The organism is Arthrobacter sp. V1I7 (assembly GCF_030817015.1).
Taxonomy (GTDB): Bacteria; Actinomycetota; Actinomycetes; order Actinomycetales; family Micrococcaceae; genus Arthrobacter.
Window position 1 is genome coordinate 854,359 of sequence record NZ_JAUSYS010000001.1, and the last position, 14,331, is coordinate 868,689.

The window sequence follows — 14,331 nt, forward strand, 5'->3', positions numbered from 1 at the left end:
AACGTGCAGTCCATCCGAAAGGGAGACACCGTGGCACAGGACGTGCTTACCGACCTTAGCAAGGTCCGCAACATCGGCATCATGGCCCACATCGATGCCGGCAAGACCACTACTACCGAGCGCATCCTGTTCTACACGGGTGTGAACCACAAGATCGGCGAAACGCACGACGGCGCGTCGACCACCGACTGGATGGAACAGGAAAAGGAACGCGGCATCACCATCACGTCTGCCGCCGTGACCTGCTTCTGGGAAAACAACCAGATCAACATCATCGACACCCCCGGACACGTGGACTTCACGGTTGAGGTCGAGCGCTCCCTGCGCGTCCTCGACGGTGCAGTTGCCGTGTTCGACGGCAAGGAAGGCGTGGAGCCGCAGTCCGAGACTGTCTGGCGCCAGGCTGACAAGTACAACGTTCCGCGCATCTGCTTCGTCAACAAGATGGACAAGCTCGGCGCTGACTTCTACTTCACCGTCGACACCATCATCAGCCGCCTCGGTGCCAAGCCGCTCGTCATGCAGCTGCCGATCGGCGCCGAGAACGACTTCATCGGCGTCGTCGACCTGCTCTACATGCGTGCGCTGGTCTGGCCCGGCGATGCCAAGGGTGACGTCACCATGGGCGCCAAGTACGAGATCCAGGAGATCCCGGCTGACCTCCAGGCGAAGGCCGAGGAGTACCGCGCGAACCTCGTTGAGGCCGTTGCTGAGTCCTCCGAGGAACTCATGGAGAAGTACCTCGAAGGCGAAGAGATCACCGTTGACGAGCTCAAGGCCGGCATCCGCAAGATGACGATCAACTCTGAGCTGTACCCGGTCTTCTGCGGTTCTGCCTTCAAGAACCGTGGCGTCCAGCCGATGCTTGACGCTGTTGTCGACTACCTGCCGAACCCGCTCGACGTCCCGCCGATGATCGGTCACGATCCCCGCGACGAAGAGAAGGAACTGACGCGCAAGCCTTCCTCCGAAGAGCCGTTCTCGGCTCTGGCGTTCAAGATTGCCACGCACCCGTTCTTCGGCCAGCTCACCTTCATCCGCGTGTACTCCGGTCACGTGGAAGCAGGCTCCCAGGTGGTCAACTCCACCAAGGGCAAGAAGGAGCGCATCGGCAAGCTGTTCCAGATGCACGCCAACAAGGAAATGCCGGTTGACGGCGCTACCGCCGGCCACATCTACGCAGCGATCGGTTTGAAGGACACGACCACGGGCGACACCCTGTGCGACTCCAGCAACCAGATCGTCCTCGAGTCCATGAGCTTCCCGGAGCCCGTGATCTCTGTTGCGATCGAGCCGAACACCAAGGGTGACCAGGAGAAGCTCTCCACGGCCATCCAGAAGCTCTCCGCCGAGGACCCGACCTTCCAGGTCTCCCTCAACGAAGACACCGGCCAGACCATCATCGCCGGCATGGGCGAGCTCCACCTGGACATCCTGGTGGACCGCATGCGCCGCGAATTCAAGGTCGAGGCAAACGTCGGCAAGCCGCAGGTTGCTTACCGCGAAACCATCAAGCGTGCTGTAGAGCGTCACGACTACACGCACAAGAAGCAGACCGGTGGTTCGGGCCAGTTCGCAAAGATCCAGATTGCGATCGCGCCATTGGACACCGCCGATGGCGAAATGTACGAGTTCGAGAACAAGGTCACCGGTGGGCGCATTCCTCGCGAATACATCCCGTCGGTTGACGCCGGGATCCAGGATGCCCTGAACGACGGCGTCCTGGCCGGTTACCCGGTTGTCGGCATCAGGGCCACGCTGATTGATGGCGCGTACCACGATGTTGACTCTTCGGAAATGGCATTCAAGATCGCCGGCCGGATGGCGTTCAAGGAAGCCGCACGCAAGGCGAACCCTGTCCTGCTTGAACCGCTGATGGATGTCGAGGTCCGCACCCCTGAGGAATACATGGGTGAAGTTATCGGTGACCTCAACTCCCGCCGTGGCCAGATGCAGTCCATGGAAGATGCCCAGGGCGTCAAGGTAATCCGTGCGCACGTCCCGTTGTCCGGCATGTTCGGCTACATCGGTGACCTGCGCTCGAAGACCCAGGGCCGCGCTGTGTACTCCATGACGTTCAACAGCTACGCCGAGGTCCCGAAGGCAGTTGCCGACGAGATCATCCAGAAGAACCGCGGCGAATAGTCCCCAGGACGCTCGCAGCGGCAAACTCGGGTGCGTTTCCGATTTCGGAGATTCGCCTGGTGCAGACGGCCGGTCACCGGTTAGACGCAATCCGGTCAAGCCGGGCCCGGCCGTCCGCACCGACAGACTCGAGGGACTAGTATTAGTTCCTGAATCTGCAATTTCACCAATCCAAAGCCCCCCAAGTAGACTTACTGGAGTTTCTGCCGCGACAAGCGCGGTCGAAGGGTAAGTCATTTGAAAACGTTCTAGGAGGAACCTGTGGCAAAGGCAAAGTTCGAGCGGACTAAGCCGCACGTTAACATCGGTACCATTGGTCACGTTGACCACGGTAAGACGACGTTGACGGCCGCCATTTCCAAGGTGCTGTACGACAAGTACCCGACTCTCAACGAGCAGCGCGACTTCGCGTCTATTGACTCTGCTCCCGAAGAGCGTCAGCGCGGCATTACCATCAACATCTCCCACGTTGAGTACCAGACCGAGAAGCGCCACTACGCACACGTAGACGCTCCGGGTCACGCTGACTACATCAAGAACATGATCACCGGTGCTGCACAGATGGACGGTGCAATCCTCGTGGTTGCCGCCACTGACGGCCCGATGGCTCAGACCCGTGAGCACGTTCTGCTCGCCCGCCAGGTTGGCGTTCCCTACCTGCTGGTCGCGCTGAACAAGTCGGACATGGTTGATGACGAAGAGCTCCTCGACCTCGTCGAAATGGAAGTTCGCGAGCTGCTTTCGGCTCAGGGCTTCGATGGCGATGAGGCTCCGGTTGTCCGCGTCTCCGGCCTGAAGGCTCTCGAAGGCGACCCGGTTTGGGTCAAGTCCGTCGAGGACCTCATGGCAGCTGTCGACGAGTCCGTTCCGGACCCGGTACGTGACCGTGACAAGCCGTTCCTGATGCCGATCGAAGACGTCTTCACAATCACCGGCCGTGGCACCGTTGTAACGGGCCGCGCCGAGCGTGGAACCCTCGCCATCAACTCCGAGGTCGAGATCGTCGGCATCCGCCCGGTCCAGAAGACCACGGTGACCGGTATCGAGATGTTCCACAAGCAGCTCGACGAAGCATGGGCCGGCGAGAACTGTGGCCTCCTGCTCCGCGGCCTGAAGCGCGACGATGTCGAGCGTGGCCAGGTTGTCGTCAAGCCGGGTTCCATCACCCCGCACACCGACTTCGAGGCTAACGTCTACATCCTCTCCAAGGACGAAGGCGGGCGTCACAACCCGTTCTACTCCAACTACCGCCCGCAGTTCTACTTCCGCACCACGGACGTAACCGGCGTTATCACCCTGCCGGAAGGCACGGAAATGGTTATGCCTGGCGACAACACTGAGATGACCGTTGCGCTCATCCAGCCCATCGCCATGGAAGAGGGCCTCGGCTTCGCTATCCGCGAAGGCGGCCGCACCGTTGGTTCGGGACGCGTCACCAAGATCAACAAGTAACTGTTTGCTGATCTTTGCTGGATCCCTGATCGGTTTGGCCGTCTGACGGTCCCCGTGAAGTAAGGAACAGCCCCGCTGCATCGCAGCGGGGCTGTTCTTTTTTTGAGCAGGTTCCGGCCGTGCCCTGCGATACGGTGTCCGGGATGGTCTTTCCTGTTAAGGTTGCAGGATCAGCCGTGCAAGAAGTGAAGGGAGTCCGGCATGGAATGGCTAATATTCCTCGTGGTGGTGGTGGCCGTCGTCGCAGGTGTCTTTGGGGTGCGTAAGCACTTCCGCCAGGAGATTGAGCGGGCAAAGCGGATCAACCGCGCTAACAAGAACCAGTAGGTCCGGGCGTCAGTCCGGCCGGGCCCGGCTGAGCGCCTGGTACCAGTAGTAGGAATCCTTGGGCGTGCGCCGGAGTGTCTCAAAGTCCACATGCACCAGGCCGAAGCGCTGTGAGTAGCCGGCCGCCCACTCGAAGTTGTCCATCAGGGTCCAGACGTAATAGCCCAGGAGCTTGACGTCCTCGGCGATGCCACCGGGACCCGTCGCTTCGAGGGCCTGGCTGAGGTGGGACGCAAGGTAGCTGATCCGCCGGCTGTCCTGGATGGGACCCGTGACATGGTCCGGTTCCGGGAAACTGGCGCCGCTTTCCGTGATGTACACCGGAGGCAGGGCTTCCCGGTACCGGTCTTTGAGCTCCCGCAGCAGAATCCCCAGGTGATCGGGGGCCACCGGCCAACCGAACCCGGTGGTTCCATTTTCGGGGTAGCCCACCTCGTGGAAGGGCAACCGCGCTACGGCCTTGTGGGGATTCGCCGGGATGGTAATCGCGCCCCGCCCCAAGGCGACCCTGACCGGGAAGTAGTAGTTGAGGCCGTAGAAGTCCAGGGGCTGGTGGATGGTCCTCAGGTCATCGTCGGAAATCCTGCCGAGTGAGCGGAGCCACGGACGGGCCACTAGGGGCAGGGAGGGATAGCGCCCCAGTAACACCGGATCCGCGTAGATCCTGTTCATGAGCAGGTCATAGAGCTTCGCAACGATCCTGTCCCCGGGCTTTCGACTGGCCGGGCGAACGGGGGAGTGCAGATTCGTAACCCCCACGGCGCCTTTGACTCCTGCCGTGCGCAGCGCCTGTACAGCCAGACCGTGGGCCAGGAGCTGATAGTGGATTGCAGGGACCGCGTCGAACATCAGGGCCTTCCCCGGCGCGTGGACCCCCAGCGCGTAGCCGTTGAGGGTCACGGAGACCGGCTCGTTGAGAGTCACCCATTGCGCGACCCGGTCACCGTAGCGCTGGCCGGCGGCCGCGCTGTACTCCGCGAAGCGTTCCGCCGTCGAACGGTTCAGCCAGCCGCCCCGGTGCTCCAAGGGCAGCGGCGTGTCCCAGTGGTAGAGCGTGGCCATGGGGGAGATGCCCGCCGCGAGCAGCTGGTCAATCAGCCGGTCGTAAAAGTCGAGTCCTTCCTTGTTGTACGGGCCGGTACCGTCAGGCTGGATGCGGGGCCAGGAGATCGAAAAGCGGTAAGAGTCGATGCCGAGGTCCCGCATCAGCTCGACGTCTTCCGGCGTCCGGTTGTAGTGGTCGCAGGCCATTGCGGGGGAGTGCCCGTCGAGGATGCTCCCGGGCTTCTCTGCGAAGGCGTCCCAGCCTGAGGGGCCGCGGCCGCCTGCCGAGAGGGCACCTTCGATCTGGAAGGCGGCGGAGGCCACTCCGAGTTTGAACCCGGGGCTCAGGCGCGCGGCAAGGGCCTGAACTGCAACAGAGTCCTGCACAGTCATGTCCTTAATCATCCATTCACCGATTACTGAAGGCAATGACCAGGAATCCGGCCGTGTGAGTTTCGCCACTGTCCGGTTTCGCGCGGGGGCGCCGCGTGGTTCCTGATTCGCTTCTGCCCGATAATTCCGGCATACTAGATGAGTTGTTCAAGCGCTCCTTCGCGTCCCGATCCGGATAATGCCGGGTGTCAGGGTCCAGGTAGGAGACCAAACATAACCCACTCCCCATGGAACTGCGGACGAGTACGCGGGCAAACCGCGACACGCCCGACCGCGGGGGTCGGTTACGCCGGCAGGTTGAGGAACCCGGATTCTTCCGGATTCAGCTTGTGCGGCGGGTGGTAGTTACGACTTCAAATGCTTCGGCAGCCACATGCAACACGCAAGTAAACAGAGCAGCCCGAACTGGAGCAGCACTAACTGAAAGAGAGTCAGGCGACATGGCGGGACAAAAAATCCGCATCCGGCTGAAGTCATATGACCACGAGGTCATTGACGTTTCAGCACGGAAGATCGTTGAGACGGTCACGCGCGCAGGCGCCACGGTTGTAGGCCCCGTGCCGCTTCCGACGGAGAAGAACATCTACTGCGTAATCCGCTCTCCGCACAAGTACAAGGACAGCCGTGAGCACTTCGAAATGCGTACTCACAAGCGTCTGATCGACATCATCGATCCCACGCCGAAGGCAGTTGACTCGCTCATGCGTCTCGACCTGCCGGCCGACGTGAACATCGAAATCAAGCTGTAGGGAGGTGCTGAGAGACTATGACCGCAACCCGTAACGTAAAGGGCCTGCTGGGCACGAAGCTCGGCATGACCCAGGTCTGGGACGAGAACAACAAGCTCATCCCCGTCACTGTGGTCCAGGCTGACTCGAACGTCATCACGCAGCTGCGCAATGCAGAGACTGATGGCTATGTCGCCGTTCAGATCGGCTACGGCCAGATCGATCCCCGCAAGGTCACCAAGCCGCTGGCTGGTCACTTTGAAAAGGCGGGCGTCACGCCCCGCCGCCACGTCGTAGAACTGCGCACTGCAGATGCTGACTCTTACGAGCTGGGCCAGGAGCTCTCCGTAGAGCTCTTCGAAGCCGGCCAGAAGATCGACGTCGTTGGCACCACCAAGGGTAAGGGCTTCGCCGGTGTTATGAAGCGTCACGGCTTCCACGGCGTTGGAGCCTCCCACGGTGCCCACAAGAACCACCGTAAGCCCGGTTCTATCGGTGGCGCATCCACCCCGAGCCGCGTCTTCAAGGGCATGAAAATGGCCGGCCGCATGGGCGCCGTCCGTCACACCACGCTGAACCTCACGGTCCACGCGGTTGACGTCGAGAAGTCGCTGCTCCTGATCAAGGGCGCCGTTCCCGGTGCCCGCGGCCAGGTCGTACTCGTACGCACCGCCGTGAAGGGAGCCTAGTTCAATGACTAGCACTGTCAAGGTTGACCTGCCTGCAGAGATCTTCGACGTACAGACCAACGTGCCGCTGCTGCACCAGGTCGTCGTTGCCCAGCTCGCTGCTGCTCGCCAGGGTACCCACAAGACCAAGACCCGCGCCGAGGTTTCCGGTGCAGGTCGCAAGCCGTTCAAGCAGAAGGGCACCGGCCGCGCCCGTCAGGGTTCAATCCGTGCTCCTCACATGACCGGTGGTGGCGTTGTCCACGGCCCCACGCCGCGTGACTACAGCCAGCGCACCCCCAAGAAGATGATTGCTGCTGCACTGCGCGGCGCTCTCTCTGACCGCGCCCGTAACGGCCGCATTCACGTTGTCGCTGAACTGGTGGCCGGCACCAAGCCGTCCTCCAGCGCCGCACTGGCAACGCTGCGCGGTGTCTCCGAGCGCAAGAACCTGCTCGTCGTCATCGAGCGCGCCAACGATGTTGCCGCACTCTCCGTGCGCAACCTCACGGATGTTCACGTTCTGTACGCAGACCAGCTGAACACCTACGACGTACTCGTTTCCGATGACGTCGTCTTCACCAAGGCTGCCTACGAAGCATTCGTTGCTGACAAGGCAGTGGCAAAGAACGAGGAGGATGCCAAGTGAGTGCAGCCACCATCAAAGACCCGCGCGACGTCGTGCTTGCACCTGTCGTCTCGGAAAAGAGCTACGGCCTGATCGATGAGGGCAAGTACACCTTCCTGGTGGACCCCCGCTCGAACAAGACCGAGATCAAGCTGGCCGTGGAGAAGATTTTCTCCGTCAAGGTCGAATCGATCAACACCATCAACCGTGCCGGTAAGCGCAAGCGGACCAAATTCGGATGGGGTACCCGCAAGAACACCAAGCGTGCAATTGTGAGCCTCAAAGAAGGCACTATCGACATCTTCGGCGGTCCGCTCTCGTAGCGGAGACCACTTTAACGAGGAAATAAATTATGGGAATCCGTAAATATAAGCCGACTACCCCGGGCCGTCGCGGCTCGAGCGTAGCGGACTTCACCGAAATCACGCGGTCGACGCCGGAAAAGTCGTTGGTACGTCCCCTCCCGAAAAAGGGTGGCCGTAACAACACCGGTAAGATCACGACCCGTCACAAGGGTGGTGGCCACAAGCGCCAGTACCGTCTGATCGACTTCCGTCGCCATGACAAAGACGGCGTCAACGCCCGCGTTGCTGAAATTGAGTACGATCCGAACCGTACGGCTCGCATCGCCCTCCTGCACTACGTTGATGGCACCAAGCGTTACATCATCGCCCCGAACAAGCTGGCCCAGGGTGACGTCGTAGAGGCAGGTGCCGACGCTGATATCAAGCCCGGCAACAACCTGCCGCTGCGCAACATCCCGGTCGGTACCGTAATCCACGCAGTTGAACTGCGTCCGGGTGGCGGCGCCAAGATGGGCCGCTCCGCCGGCGCGTCGATCCAGCTCGTGGCAAAGGAAGGCCGTTTCGCCCAGCTGCGTCTGCCTTCCGGCGAAATCCGCAACGTTGACGTGCGCTGCCGCGCAACCGTCGGCGAGGTCGGCAACGCCGAGCAGTCGAACATCAACTGGGGTAAGGCCGGCCGCATGCGCTGGAAGGGCGTCCGCCCGACCGTCCGTGGTGTCGCCATGAACCCGGTCGACCACCCCCACGGTGGTGGCGAGGGTAAGACGTCCGGTGGACGTCACCCCGTCAACCCGAACGGCAAGCGCGAAGGCCGCACCCGCCGTCCCAACAAAGAGAGCGACAAGCTTATTGTTCGTCGCCGTCGTACTGGCAAGAACAAGCGATAGGAGCCTGGACACATGCCACGCAGCCTGAAAAAAGGTCCTTTCGTTGACCAGCACCTCTTTGTGAAGGTAGCAAGGGAAAACGAAAAGGGCACCAAGAACGTCATCAAGACCTGGTCCCGCCGCTCGATGATCGTCCCCGACATGCTCGGCCACACGATCGCCGTGCACGACGGACGCAAGCACATCCCGGTGTTTGTCACCGAGTCGATGGTCGGGCACAAGCTCGGCGAATTCGCTCAAACGCGGACATTCCGCGGCCATGTCAAGGACGACCGTAAGGGCAAGCGCCGCTAGGCGCCTGCACTTACGTCATAGACGAGAGAAGGAAAGCAATGGAAGCCAAGGCAATTGCGCGTCATATCCGCGTAACGCCTATGAAGGCCCGGCGCGTCGTCAACCTTGTTCGTGGTAAGCAAGCGAATGAGGCTCTGGCAATTCTGAAGTTTGCCCCCCAGGCAGCTTCGGAGCCGGTATTCAAGGTAGTACAGTCAGCAATCTCCAACGCCCGGGTCCTCGCGGACCGCGACGGTGTGGCGTTTGACGAAGGTGACCTCATCATCAGCGAAATGTATGTTGATGAAGGCCCGACCATGAAGCGGTTCCAGCCGCGGGCCCAGGGTCGTGCATTTCAGATCAAGAAGCGCACGAGCCACATCACCGTGGTAGTCGCTACCCCGGAGAAAGAGGAGGCTCGCTAAGTGGGACAGAAAGTTAACCCGCACGGGTTCCGACTCGGTATCACCACCGATCACGTATCGCACTGGTTCGCCGACAGCACCAAGGCCGGCCAGCGGTACAAGGACTTCGTCCGCGAAGACATCCGTATCCGTCAGCTCATGTCCACGGGCATGGAGCGCGCCGGTATCGCCAAGGTCGAAATCGAGCGCACCCGTGACCGCGTCCGTGTGGATATCCACACGGCACGTCCGGGCATCGTCATCGGCCGCCGCGGCGCAGAAGCAGACCGCATCCGCGGCGAGCTTGAGAAGCTCACCGGCAAGCAGGTCCAGCTGAACATCCTCGAGGTCAAGAACCCCGAGATGGAAGCGCAGCTTGTTGCCCAGGGCGTTGCTGAGCAGCTGACTTCCCGCGTGGCGTTCCGCCGTGCGATGAAGAAGGCCATGCAGTCCGCACAGCGTGCCGGTGCCAAGGGCATCCGGATCGCTTGCTCGGGTCGACTGGGCGGCGCAGAAATGTCCCGCTCGGAGTTCTACCGCGAAGGCCGTGTGCCCCTGCACACCCTCCGCGCGAACATCGACTACGGCTTCTACGAGGCCAAGACCACCTTCGGCCGCATCGGCGTGAAGGTGTGGATCTACAAGGGTGACGTTACCGCCAAGGAACTGGCTCAGCAGGCAGCTGCTGCGCCGTCCCGCGGCCGTGGTGCCAGCGACCGCCCGGGCCGCCCGGGTGGCGCCGGCGGCGCTGACCGTGGTGACCGTCGTCGTCGTACCGACCGTCCGGCAGCGGAGGCAGCTCCGGCTGCCGAAGCTCCGGCAGTTGAGGCTGCACCTGTTGCAGTAGAAGGAGGACAGGCTTAAATGCTTATCCCACGTCGAGTCAAGCACCGTAAGCAGCACCACCCGGGTCGTTCCGGCGCTGCTACGGGCGGCACCAAGGTCTCCTTCGGTGAGTGGGGCATCCAGGCGTTGAGCCCGGCATACGTCACGAACCGTCAGATCGAATCTGCCCGTATCGCAATGACCCGCCACATCAAGCGTGGCGGCAAGGTCTGGATCAACATCTACCCGGACCGTCCGCTGACGAAGAAGCCTGCCGAGACCCGCATGGGTTCCGGTAAGGGTTCTCCGGAATGGTGGGTCTCAAACGTCAAGCCGGGCCGGGTTCTCTTTGAGATCTCCGGTGTCGAGGAGTCGGTTGCTCGCGAGGCACTGCGCCTGGCAATCCACAAGCTCCCGTTGAAAGCACGCATTCTGCGTCGCGAAGGTGGTGAATAGAAATGGCAGTAGGATCCAAGGAACTTGCATCCGCACAGCTGGACGGTTTCGACAACGAGCGCCTCGTTGAAGAACTCCGTAAGGCAAAGGAAGAGCTGTTCAACCTGCGTTTCCAGTCCGCCACCGGGCAGCTGGAGAACCACGGTCGTCTGCGCGCGGTAAAGAAGGACATCGCACGCATCTACACCGTTCTCCGTGAGCGCGAGCTGGGCATTCGTGCCGAGGTTGCCGCACCGGTTGTGGAAGCCAAGGAAGAAAAGAAGTCCAAGAAGTCCGCAGCCAAGGCTGAGAAGGCTGAACAGCCGGCCGAGGCCGAGGCTGAGGAGGACGCCAAGTGAGTGAAAAGGACGAGAACGTGACGGAAACTGTTTCCGACGCAGCTACGGCTGACGAGCGCGGTTACCGTAAGACGAAGCGCGGCTATGTGGTCTCGGACAAGATGGAAAAGACCATCGTTGTCCAGGTCGAGGACCGTGTGAAGCACGCCCTCTACGGCAAGGTCCTTCGCCGCAACACGAAGATCAAGGCTCACGACGAAGAGAACAGCGCCGGCATCGGCGACCTCGTTCTCCTCGCCGAGACCCGCCCGCTCTCCGCTACCAAGCGGTGGCGCCTGGTGGAGATCCTCGAGAAGGCCAAGTAACACCTGCTGCTCCGCTCAGCGGATGCTGTACGGAAACCCCCGGTCCCCTTGTGGGAGCGGGGGTTTCTCCGTGTCCGGTGAGCCGCCGCGGCGCCGTCGTCTGTGGTATGGGCTGATTCTGCCTGAGGGCCCAACCGTGCTAGGATATTGAGTTTGTATGGCGCCCCCTGTGCGCCATCGTCAACCTCGTAAACAATCGTGCCACGGCATAGTGCCCCCTTGCGTCCCGACTCGTCGGGACTGGCCTGGGATGCAAATGTTTTTGGCACGGGAGTTTAGGCCTGGTCTGGCAAAATCCAGGCAGGTCAAGAGACACCCCGATCAACCGTTCCGCAAGGCTCATTCCGTAGGAAGATTTTCGGTCTGAGAACCAGCGCGACGCAAGGAGTAAATAGTGATTCAGCAGGAGTCGCGACTCAAGGTCGCCGACAACACGGGTGCTAAGGAAATCCTTACCATTCGCGTTCTCGGTGGATCTGGCCGTCGCTACGCAGGCATTGGCGACGTAATCGTCGCTACCGTCAAGGATGCAATTCCGGGCGGCAACGTAAAGAAGGGCGATGTCGTCAAGGCTGTCATCGTCCGTACCAAGAAGGAACGCCGCCGTGCGGATGGTTCCTACATCAAGTTTGACGAGAACGCAGCTGTGATCCTGAAGGCTGACGGTGACCCCCGCGGTACCCGTATCTTCGGACCGGTTGGTCGTGAACTTCGCGACAAGAAGTTCATGAAGATCGTTTCTCTGGCTCCGGAGGTGCTCTAGTCCATGGCTAAGATCAAAAAGGGTGACCTGGTTCAGGTCATCACCGGCGCCAAGGCTGAGCGCGGCGGCGACCGTGGCAAGCAGGGCAAGGTTCTGCGCGTATTCCCGGAGACCAACCGCGTGTTGGTTGAAGGCATTAACCGCGTGACCAAGCACTCCAAGGTCGGTCAGTCGCAGCGCGGCACCAAGACCGGTGGCATCGAGGTCGTCGAGGCTTCAGTCCACATCTCCAACGTGGCTCTGGTTGACCCGTCCACCAAGAAGCCCACCCGCGTCGGTTTCCGCACCGAGACCGTTGAGCGCGATGGCGTGAAGCGTGAAGTGCGCGTCCGCGTGGCCAAGAGCTCCGGGAAGGACATCTAATGACTGAGACTCTCGAGACTCCGGCAAGCAAGATCGTTCCTCGTCTGAAGACCAAGTACGCCGATTCCATCAAGGGCTCGCTCACCGAGGAATTCAAGTACCAGAACGTCAACCAGGTTCCCCGCCTGGTGAAGGTCGTTGTGAACATGGGTGTTGGAGATGCCGCCAAGGACTCCAAGCTGATCGACGGCGCTGTCCGCGATCTGACCCTGATCACCGGCCAGAAGCCGATGGTAACGAAAGCCCGCAAGTCGATCGCACAGTTCAAGCTGCGCGAAGGCATGCCGATCGGTGCACACGCTACTCTGCGTGGAGACCGCATGTGGGAATTCCTGGACCGTCTGGTCACGCTGGCCCTGCCGCGTATCCGTGACTTCCGTGGCCTCAGCGGCAAGCAGTTCGATGGCAACGGCAACTACACCTTCGGTCTGACCGAGCAGGTTATGTTCCACGAGATCGACCAGGATTCCATCGACCGCGTACGCGGCATGGACATCACTGTCGTGACCACTGCCAAGACCGACGACGAAGGCCGCGCGCTGCTCAAGGCGCTTGGCTTCCCGTTCAAGACCGAAGATTAATCTAGCTACGTAAAAGGTCCGTTGCGCTCGTTCCCAATTTTGTTTGGGAAACAGTACGACGGAAACCGTTATGAGGAAGGGCAAGAGCCCACCATGACAATGACAGATCCCGTCGCAGACATGCTTACGCGTCTGCGCAACGCAAACTCGGCATACCACGATTCCGTGTCTATGCCGTACAGCAAGCTCAAGGCACGCGTTGCCGACATCCTGAAGGCCGAGGGTTACATCGCCTCCTGGAAAGAAGAAGACGCTGAGGTCGGCAAGAAGCTGACCCTCGAGCTCAAGTTCGGTCCGAACCGCGAGCGTTCAATCGCTGGTGTTCGTCGTATTTCCAAGCCGGGACTGCGCGTTTACGCAAAGTCCACCAACCTGCCGCACGTGCTCGGTGGCCTGGGTGTCGCAATCCTGTCCACCTCTTCCGGCCTCTTGACTGACAAGCAGGCCGGCAAGAAGGGCGTGGGCGGCGAAGTCCTCGCTTACGTCTGGTAACGGGAAAGGAAGAGAATAATGTCACGTATTGGACGTCTCCCCATCACCGTTCCTGCCGGCGTTGAGGTCAAGGTTGACGGCTCTGTCGTCAGCGTCAAGGGTTCCAAAGGCGAGCTGAGCCACACTGTGGCCAGCCCGATCGAGGTATCCCTGGAAGAAGGCACCCTGACTGTCGCCCGCCCGAACGACGAGCGCGCCTCACGTTCGCTGCACGGCCTGACCCGCACCCTGATCGCCAACATGATCCAGGGTGTCACCGCAGGCTACGAGAAGAAGCTTGAGATTGTCGGTACCGGTTACCGCGTCCAGGCCAAGGGTTCTGACCTGGAGTTCGCTCTGGGCTACAGCCACCCGGTCAACGTCTCGGCACCGAACGGCATCACCTTTGCAGTTGAGACCCCGACCAAGCTCTCTGTTTCAGGTATCTCCAAGCAGCAGGTCGGCGAGGTTGCTGCCAACATTCGCAAGCTGCGGAAGCCGGACCCCTACAAGGGCAAGGGCATCCGTTACGCAGGCGAAGTCATCCGCCGCAAGGTCGGAAAGGCTGGTAAGTAACCATGGCGATCGCAATTAACAAGAAGCGTACGAACAAGAGCAAGTCTGCCCAGCGCAGCCGCCGCCAGCTTCGTATCCGCAAGCGCATCTCCGGAACGGCTGTACGTCCTCGTCTGGTCGTCAACCGCTCCGCACGCCACGTATTTGTCCAGGTTGTCGATGACACCAAGGGCCTGACCGTAGCGAGCGCCTCCACATTGGAAGCCGACCTTCGTGCATTCGACGGTGACAAGACCGCCAAGGCCAAGCGCGTTGGCGAACTGGTCGCCGAGCGTGCCAAGGCTGCCGGTATCGAAGCTGTTGTCTTCGACCGCGGTGGTAACAAGTACCACGGCCGGATCGCCGCCGTCGCTGACGGCGCACGTGAAGGTGGACTGGCACTGTGACCGAAAATAACGA

At 61.1% G+C, this 14,331-nt stretch carries 21 protein-coding genes; 20 read left to right on the forward strand and 1 reads right to left on the reverse strand.

From position 1 onward, the window contains the following. Window positions 1–30: 30 nt before the first annotated feature. From fusA to QFZ69_RS04085, 3 genes are all read left to right on the forward strand, one after another. Complete coding sequence (gene fusA / locus QFZ69_RS04075; protein WP_306915770.1) at window positions 31–2,145, forward strand: elongation factor G; 2,115 nt, start codon at window positions 31–33, stop codon at window positions 2,143–2,145. A gap of 261 nt (window positions 2,146–2,406) precedes the next feature. Next, complete coding sequence (gene tuf / locus QFZ69_RS04080) at window positions 2,407–3,597, forward strand: elongation factor Tu (protein WP_306915772.1); 1,191 nt, start codon at window positions 2,407–2,409, stop codon at window positions 3,595–3,597. A gap of 201 nt (window positions 3,598–3,798) precedes the next feature. Further along, a complete protein-coding gene (locus tag QFZ69_RS04085; RefSeq protein WP_306915774.1) occupies window positions 3,799–3,924 on the forward strand; it encodes a hypothetical protein in 126 nt (41 codons plus the stop codon). A gap of 9 nt (window positions 3,925–3,933) precedes the next feature. On the opposite strand, the gene QFZ69_RS04090 is transcribed toward QFZ69_RS04085, so the two are convergent. Further along, window positions 3,934–5,361, reverse strand: a complete 1,428-nt coding sequence (locus QFZ69_RS04090; protein ID WP_306915776.1) for a GH1 family beta-glucosidase — start codon at window positions 5,359–5,361, stop codon at window positions 3,934–3,936. Between the two features lie 440 nt (window positions 5,362–5,801). Here QFZ69_RS04090 and rpsJ point away from each other — a divergent pair, with 440 nt between their 5' ends. From rpsJ to rplR, 17 genes are all read left to right on the forward strand, one after another. Beyond that, window positions 5,802–6,110 carry a 30S ribosomal protein S10 gene (rpsJ, locus tag QFZ69_RS04095; protein WP_038464699.1) on the forward strand — a complete coding sequence of 103 codons (309 nt, stop codon included), beginning with the start codon at window positions 5,802–5,804 and terminating at the stop codon, window positions 6,108–6,110. Window positions 6,111–6,127: 17 nt separating this feature from the next. Continuing rightward, window positions 6,128–6,778: a 50S ribosomal protein L3 gene (rplC, locus tag QFZ69_RS04100; RefSeq protein ID WP_003803812.1), complete on the forward strand. Its 651-nt coding sequence runs from the start codon at window positions 6,128–6,130 to the stop codon at window positions 6,776–6,778. Window positions 6,779–6,782: 4 nt separating this feature from the next. After that, window positions 6,783–7,406, forward strand: a complete 624-nt coding sequence (gene rplD / locus QFZ69_RS04105) for a 50S ribosomal protein L4 (RefSeq protein ID WP_264354706.1) — start codon at window positions 6,783–6,785, stop codon at window positions 7,404–7,406. Beyond that, window positions 7,403–7,708, forward strand: coding sequence for a 50S ribosomal protein L23 (gene rplW / locus QFZ69_RS04110; RefSeq protein ID WP_018773664.1), 306 nt, complete (start codon window positions 7,403–7,405; stop codon window positions 7,706–7,708). The genes rplD and rplW overlap by 4 nt, the downstream gene beginning before the upstream one ends. 29 nt (window positions 7,709–7,737) lie before the next feature. Beyond that, entirely contained in the window at window positions 7,738–8,577 is an 840-nt protein-coding gene (rplB, locus tag QFZ69_RS04115; RefSeq protein ID WP_306915780.1) for a 50S ribosomal protein L2, read from the forward strand. Window positions 8,578–8,589: 12 nt separating this feature from the next. Further along, window positions 8,590–8,871, forward strand: a complete 282-nt coding sequence (rpsS, locus tag QFZ69_RS04120) for a 30S ribosomal protein S19 (RefSeq protein ID WP_120951155.1) — start codon at window positions 8,590–8,592, stop codon at window positions 8,869–8,871. Between the two features lie 38 nt (window positions 8,872–8,909). After that, the gene (gene rplV, locus QFZ69_RS04125) at window positions 8,910–9,275 is read left to right on the forward strand and encodes a 50S ribosomal protein L22 (protein ID WP_069949298.1); all 366 of its coding nucleotides are present in this window, start codon (window positions 8,910–8,912) and stop codon (window positions 9,273–9,275) included. Next, complete coding sequence (rpsC, locus tag QFZ69_RS04130; RefSeq protein WP_306915782.1) at window positions 9,276–10,118, forward strand: 30S ribosomal protein S3; 843 nt, start codon at window positions 9,276–9,278, stop codon at window positions 10,116–10,118. Further along, complete coding sequence (gene rplP, locus QFZ69_RS04135) at window positions 10,119–10,535, forward strand: 50S ribosomal protein L16 (protein ID WP_123257072.1); 417 nt, start codon at window positions 10,119–10,121, stop codon at window positions 10,533–10,535. A 2-nt stretch (window positions 10,536–10,537) separates the two neighbouring features. Further along, complete coding sequence (gene rpmC / locus QFZ69_RS04140; RefSeq protein WP_306915784.1) at window positions 10,538–10,873, forward strand: 50S ribosomal protein L29; 336 nt, start codon at window positions 10,538–10,540, stop codon at window positions 10,871–10,873. After that, window positions 10,870–11,178, forward strand: a complete 309-nt coding sequence (gene rpsQ / locus QFZ69_RS04145) for a 30S ribosomal protein S17 (RefSeq protein WP_306915786.1) — start codon at window positions 10,870–10,872, stop codon at window positions 11,176–11,178. The genes rpmC and rpsQ overlap by 4 nt, the downstream gene beginning before the upstream one ends. A gap of 394 nt (window positions 11,179–11,572) precedes the next feature. Then, window positions 11,573–11,941: a 50S ribosomal protein L14 gene (gene rplN, locus QFZ69_RS04150; RefSeq protein ID WP_024366126.1), complete on the forward strand. Its 369-nt coding sequence runs from the start codon at window positions 11,573–11,575 to the stop codon at window positions 11,939–11,941. Between the two features lie 3 nt (window positions 11,942–11,944). Further along, on the forward strand, window positions 11,945–12,304 hold the full coding sequence (rplX, locus tag QFZ69_RS04155; protein ID WP_306915788.1) for a 50S ribosomal protein L24: 360 nt from the start codon (window positions 11,945–11,947) through the stop codon (window positions 12,302–12,304). Further along, window positions 12,304–12,885, forward strand: coding sequence for a 50S ribosomal protein L5 (gene rplE, locus QFZ69_RS04160; RefSeq protein WP_264354703.1), 582 nt, complete (start codon window positions 12,304–12,306; stop codon window positions 12,883–12,885). Before rplX ends, rplE begins: the two co-directional genes overlap by 1 nt. Window positions 12,886–12,978: 93 nt before the next feature. Continuing rightward, a complete protein-coding gene (rpsH, locus tag QFZ69_RS04165) occupies window positions 12,979–13,377 on the forward strand; it encodes a 30S ribosomal protein S8 (RefSeq protein ID WP_056425243.1) in 399 nt (132 codons plus the stop codon). A gap of 18 nt (window positions 13,378–13,395) precedes the next feature. Continuing rightward, window positions 13,396–13,932: a 50S ribosomal protein L6 gene (gene rplF, locus QFZ69_RS04170; protein WP_090575311.1), complete on the forward strand. Its 537-nt coding sequence runs from the start codon at window positions 13,396–13,398 to the stop codon at window positions 13,930–13,932. A gap of 2 nt (window positions 13,933–13,934) precedes the next feature. Then, window positions 13,935–14,318 carry a 50S ribosomal protein L18 gene (gene rplR / locus QFZ69_RS04175; RefSeq protein ID WP_018773674.1) on the forward strand — a complete coding sequence of 128 codons (384 nt, stop codon included), beginning with the start codon at window positions 13,935–13,937 and terminating at the stop codon, window positions 14,316–14,318. Window positions 14,319–14,331: the final 13 nt, after the last annotated feature.

Excerpts from the sequence above, each read along its gene's own strand:
- rpsJ (WP_038464699.1), top strand. The coding sequence starts at position 5,802 with ATGGCGGGACAAAAAATCCGCATCCGGCTGAAGTCATATGACCACGAG.
- rpsS (WP_120951155.1), top strand. The coding sequence starts at position 8,590 with ATGCCACGCAGCCTGAAAAAAGGTCCTTTCGTTGACCAGCACCTCTTT.
- rplC (WP_003803812.1), top strand. The coding sequence starts at position 6,128 with ATGACCGCAACCCGTAACGTAAAGGGCCTGCTGGGCACGAAGCTCGGC.
- rplB (WP_306915780.1), top strand. The coding sequence starts at position 7,738 with ATGGGAATCCGTAAATATAAGCCGACTACCCCGGGCCGTCGCGGCTCG.
- rplR (WP_018773674.1), top strand. The coding sequence starts at position 13,935 with ATGGCGATCGCAATTAACAAGAAGCGTACGAACAAGAGCAAGTCTGCC.
- rplV (WP_069949298.1), top strand. The coding sequence starts at position 8,910 with ATGGAAGCCAAGGCAATTGCGCGTCATATCCGCGTAACGCCTATGAAG.
- rplF (WP_090575311.1), top strand. The coding sequence starts at position 13,396 with ATGTCACGTATTGGACGTCTCCCCATCACCGTTCCTGCCGGCGTTGAG.
- QFZ69_RS04090 (WP_306915776.1), bottom strand. The coding sequence starts at position 5,361 with ATGACTGTGCAGGACTCTGTTGCAGTTCAGGCCCTTGCCGCGCGCCTG.
- rplD (WP_264354706.1), top strand. The coding sequence starts at position 6,783 with ATGACTAGCACTGTCAAGGTTGACCTGCCTGCAGAGATCTTCGACGTA.
- rplX (WP_306915788.1), top strand. The coding sequence starts at position 11,945 with ATGGCTAAGATCAAAAAGGGTGACCTGGTTCAGGTCATCACCGGCGCC.
- rpmC (WP_306915784.1), top strand. The coding sequence starts at position 10,538 with ATGGCAGTAGGATCCAAGGAACTTGCATCCGCACAGCTGGACGGTTTC.
- rpsH (WP_056425243.1), top strand. The coding sequence starts at position 12,979 with ATGACAATGACAGATCCCGTCGCAGACATGCTTACGCGTCTGCGCAAC.
- rplP (WP_123257072.1), top strand. The coding sequence starts at position 10,119 with ATGCTTATCCCACGTCGAGTCAAGCACCGTAAGCAGCACCACCCGGGT.
- QFZ69_RS04085 (WP_306915774.1), top strand. The coding sequence starts at position 3,799 with ATGGAATGGCTAATATTCCTCGTGGTGGTGGTGGCCGTCGTCGCAGGT.
- rplE (WP_264354703.1), top strand. The coding sequence starts at position 12,304 with ATGACTGAGACTCTCGAGACTCCGGCAAGCAAGATCGTTCCTCGTCTG.